Raw genomic sequence first — 4,115 nt, forward strand, 5'->3', positions numbered from 1 at the left:
CAACGTCCTCTGGGCCCTCCTACGCGACGGACGGACCTACGAACTCATGCCGCCCACCGCTCTCGCGGCTTGACGGACCGCATTAGGAATCACTGACTGACGGCGGCTCACCTGATCCTGACTCGTCCCCGGAGCAGCGGCAGGTCCGGTCTGCGACTCGCCGGCCGCGTACAGGAACGTGGCCGCGGCGGACCGTACCCGCTCATCAAGACTCATACCCATAACGCCGGCCCTACCGCTCAAGACTCATGTGTCATGCGCCGGTCGTATTTCGCATCGTGTGCGCGCCTGCCTGCACGGGGTCGTGCGTTGTGGCTCTGTCCTGGCTCAGGCCGATACGGAGCGACACGGGGAGCAGCTGGAACGATCGTCGTCTTTCGGCAGGCCGTCATGGCGTCACCGCAGAGCTCCTGGCTACGTTGCCGAGATCCATGTCGCGGCGTCGCGCTGACCACGCGTCCGGCGTGTGCCCGCGTAGTCCAGGTCGAACAGCAGCCTTTCCACGTCCGTCATGAGCGAGCCGTAGACGTGCCAGGCGCCCGGCTTGGTGAGAGTCCCTTGGTGGATCAGTTCCGTCATGGTCTCGTGCCACGTCAGCGCACCCTCGATCGCCTTGCGCAGCCGTTCCCGAGGGTCCGTCTCCGACGGGTCCCCTGCCGCGTACGGCTCGACGAGTCCCCGGACCGCCGCACCGGCCAGTTGCAGGGTCTCGGCGTAGCGATCGAGGAACTGATGCCCCAGGTGGTGATCGGCGCGGCGGTCGTGGGCGTTGTCGGCGAGGGCCCGGGCGATTCCGCGTACCTGGAGGAGCACTCCGCGCAGGGCGCCGAACAGTTCTCCATAGGTCACATCGCTGCGTCGCGCTCGGGCGACGCCGCGCGCGTTCCACCGCAGGCTCTCGTCAGCCTGCCGTACCTGCTCCTGTGCATGCGTCAGGTGCTTTTCGAGTTCGCGCGCCCGGTGGAGCCAGACATGGGCCTTGGATCCGAGCTGCTCCCGGGCCAGACCGGTGCCCATGTCGCTCAGCAGGTTTCCCATGGCGTGGGCGAGTTTTTGTACGGCGGAGTCGGACTCGTCCAGATGGAGCGGGGGCAGGACGAGCGCGTTGACGACGATGCCCACCACCGCGCCGCTCAGCGTCTGGAGTAGGGGGGAGACAAGGCCGCCTATGGGATCGCCCGCCGTGGCGGCCAGCCCGACGACGGCGGTGGAGGCGACCTGTCGGCGGCTGTCGGCTGTGCGGCGGGGACCCACCAGGACGGTGCCGAGGACGATGACTGCGATGGCACCCGCTGTCGCTCCCAGGAGCTGGACCGTCATGAGGGCCAGGGCCAGACCGGCGACCTTCGCGACGACATTCTGCAGCGCCTTGGCCACTGATCGGTACACCGTGTCCGCGTTGACCATGAGCAGGGCCGTGGCGACCGCCAGGTACGGGCGCCCGTCGACAGCCCACGCGCCTGCGAGGGTCCAGGCGACCAGCGCCGCCATCAGGGCCTTGATCCCGTACACCAGGTGTCGAGGTGGCCGGTGGCGGAACCTGCCGCCGAGGCGGCGGGCCCTGCGTATCACGGACAGCAGGTAATGATCAGGGGACATCCGGTGGGCCTGCCTCCGCTTCCCCCGCTCCTGGCGTCGGCAGGAGCGGGGCTTCGAGGACACCTGGCGAGCGCGGGGCCAGCCGCGATGCATCACGTGTCAGACGTTCTTGATCGCGGAGATGTCGAAGTGCAGCTTGATCTTGTCCGAGACCAGCACGCCCCCGGTCTCCAGGGCGGCGTTCCAGGTCAGGCCCCACTCGGAGCGCAGGATCTCGGCCTTGCCCTCGAAGCCGACGCGCTCGTTGCCGAAGGGGTCCTTGGCGACGCCGCTGAACTCCAGGTCGATGCTCAGCGGCTTGGTCACGCCGAGGATGGTCAGGTCTCCGGTGATCCTGAAGTCGTCGCCACCCAGCGCTTCGGCCTTCGTGGAGCGGAAGGTCATCACCGGGAACTCGTCGGTCTTGAAGAAGTCGGCGCTCTTGAGGTGACCGTCGCGGTCGGCGGATCCCGTGTCGATGCTGTCCATCGTGATGTCGATGGTCGCGGTGGAGGCGGCCGGGTTGCGGCCGTCCAGGTGCAGGCTGCCGGCGAAGTTGTTGAACTTGCCCTTGACGTTGGTGACCATGGCATGCCGCGCGACGAAGCCGAACGTGGAGTGCGTGGGGTCGATGGTGTACGCGCCGCTGATCGCAGCGGCGTACGGGTTCGCGGCGACGGTGGCGGCGGCCTGGGGGGCGCTGCTCTTGCGTCCGAAGATGCCCATGGTCTGTCTGCTCCTGAAAGAGATGTGGCTCGGGCGATAGCAGAGCCCGAGCTAGTTGAACATTCAACCTACAGAACGCCTCGGTCCGCCGACCTATTCCGGCTGCGCCCGATTTCCTGTTCCACCGGACCCCCGACCCGGCATCCGGCGCGCCCACCTGCCCTGACGCCGCCCGTGGCCGCCCCCGCCACCGGATCGCCGACTCGGGCAGAAGGTCTTCCCCAAGGTCTTCCCGACGTACTCAGGCCCCCGCTTCAGCGGGCCGCGACCCGCACTCCACAGACGACTGGCAGGCCGTGTCCGAAGGTGGGCGGACAGCCGTGGCAACCGTGTACACCATGCACGGAACGCCAATGTCACCTACGCCGTCGCCGGCGAGCAGGTCGCCGACATCGTCCTCGACGGCCTCTGCCTGGAAGAGGACCTTCCCGACATGCCCGCCGAACTCGGCGCAGCGCGGCTGCCGGAGTCGCCGAGCGGGAAGCCCTCGAGCCCGGGGAGGCCGACAGCCTGATCGGCATGCGTGCCGCCTGCGCTCCTCACGCGGCCGTCCGCGGGAGCGTCGGCGACGCCGCCTCGGCCGGCGTACGCTTCGGCCCTACCTCAGTGGCTTCAGCCCCGGTGCAGCACCGGAGGCTGGAGGGCCTTGCCGGCTCACCACACACATCACGAACTGCGACCGGCGGGGCGGCCCTTGCGGCAAGGCTGACGCCGAGCCGGCCACGGCCGCGACCGCCCTGTCCACGAGGAAGCTGCAGGCCCGGCGCCATCACGGACGAACGCGCCGCCGGCTCTCACCGGGTCAGATCCCCGGCCCGGGAGTCGGAGGAGCCCTCGGCACCGGCCTCCTGCAGCAGGAGTCGCCCCAGGGCGCGCGCCTCGTCGAGGCTGAGCGCCGCCCAGGCGCCGGGCACACCGCCACGGGCCTCTCCCACGGCCAACGCGATCCGGTGAGCGGGCCGGTCCGGGCGGCCGATCCGCAGGTGCCGCAGTTCGATCCTGCGCCCGCACCCGGTGACGAGGGGACCGTCACCGGCCCGGCTCTGCGCACCTTCGTGAAGCGACCCGTCCTCCACCGTTGCCATCGGTCTCACTCCCTCGCTGCCGAGCCGGGTCGTCCCCGGCGCCAGCTGTCCCCCGGCCGCACCTTTTGAGCCGTACATGATGTAGTAGCGCTCTGTGCCTGTGGAATTGTTCCCGCCGAGGATGCGGTCGCCGGCTGAACGGGTCTCCCGCCGCGCTGCCGAGACTGCGTCACCTTGCCGGACCCATCGCGGACGTCATTGCTCCATCCGCCGTGTGACGCCCGCTTCGGTACGGTCGCCGAGGAACGCGTACCACTGAGGTTCTCTCAGTGCGGCCAGCTGTCGAAACACGGCGAGCTCCCTGGCGGTGAAGGGCGACCGGGCGCCGTCGCCCTCGGGAGCCTGGTCGTTCCAGCGCCGGGTGTGAATCTGCTCCAGCAGTGATCCGATCAGCGGCAGCGGCAGCGAGGCGGCGGCGCCCGCGACGGCGCAGAGCATCTCGCTCATGTCCGCGAGGGTGGTCCGGTCGCGGGACATGAATGCCACAAGTCGGAGTCCGACACCAGCCGCTCACGCCCGGCCGTTTCCGTCGACCGCGATCCGCGGTGGCGGCGCGAGAATCTGCGGCACGGCAGATCGTGCTCGCCCGGCCGGGCGAGCACGGGGAGGCACGGTTCAGCGCAGGCTCAGCGCGGCGATCTCCTTGGTGATCGTGTCGGTGTCCTGGAAGGTGAGGCCCAGGCGGGCGACGTGCTTCCAGCGCACGACTCCGTCTGCGTCGATGAG

4 protein-coding genes are annotated in these 4,115 nt (G+C 69.5%); all 4 read right to left on the reverse strand.

The genetic code is table 11. The annotated features are described in order from the left end of the window. Positions 1-414: 414 nt before the first annotated feature. The 4 genes from ABT085_RS44560 to ABT085_RS44575 all read right to left on the reverse strand — a co-directional run bounded on the left by ABT085_RS44560 (position 415) and on the right by ABT085_RS44575 (position 3,836). Positions 415-1,599, reverse strand: a complete 1,185-nt coding sequence (locus tag ABT085_RS44560; RefSeq protein ID WP_351622418.1) for an FUSC family protein — start codon at positions 1,597-1,599, stop codon at positions 415-417. 99 nt (positions 1,600-1,698) lie between these two features. Continuing rightward, positions 1,699-2,304, reverse strand: coding sequence for a YceI family protein (locus tag ABT085_RS44565; protein WP_351622420.1), 606 nt, complete (start codon positions 2,302-2,304; stop codon positions 1,699-1,701). Between the two features lie 794 nt (positions 2,305-3,098). Then, positions 3,099-3,389, reverse strand: a complete 291-nt coding sequence (locus ABT085_RS44570) for a hypothetical protein (protein WP_351622422.1) — start codon at positions 3,387-3,389, stop codon at positions 3,099-3,101. Positions 3,390-3,584: 195 nt separating this feature from the next. Beyond that, positions 3,585-3,836 (reverse strand): hypothetical protein, encoded by a 252-nt coding sequence (locus ABT085_RS44575; RefSeq protein ID WP_351622425.1) that lies wholly within the window; start codon positions 3,834-3,836, stop codon positions 3,585-3,587. Positions 3,837-4,115 lie beyond the last annotated feature (279 nt).

Source organism: Streptomyces sp. NPDC002265 (assembly GCF_040296125.1).
Lineage (GTDB): Bacteria > Actinomycetota > Actinomycetes > Streptomycetales > Streptomycetaceae > Streptomyces.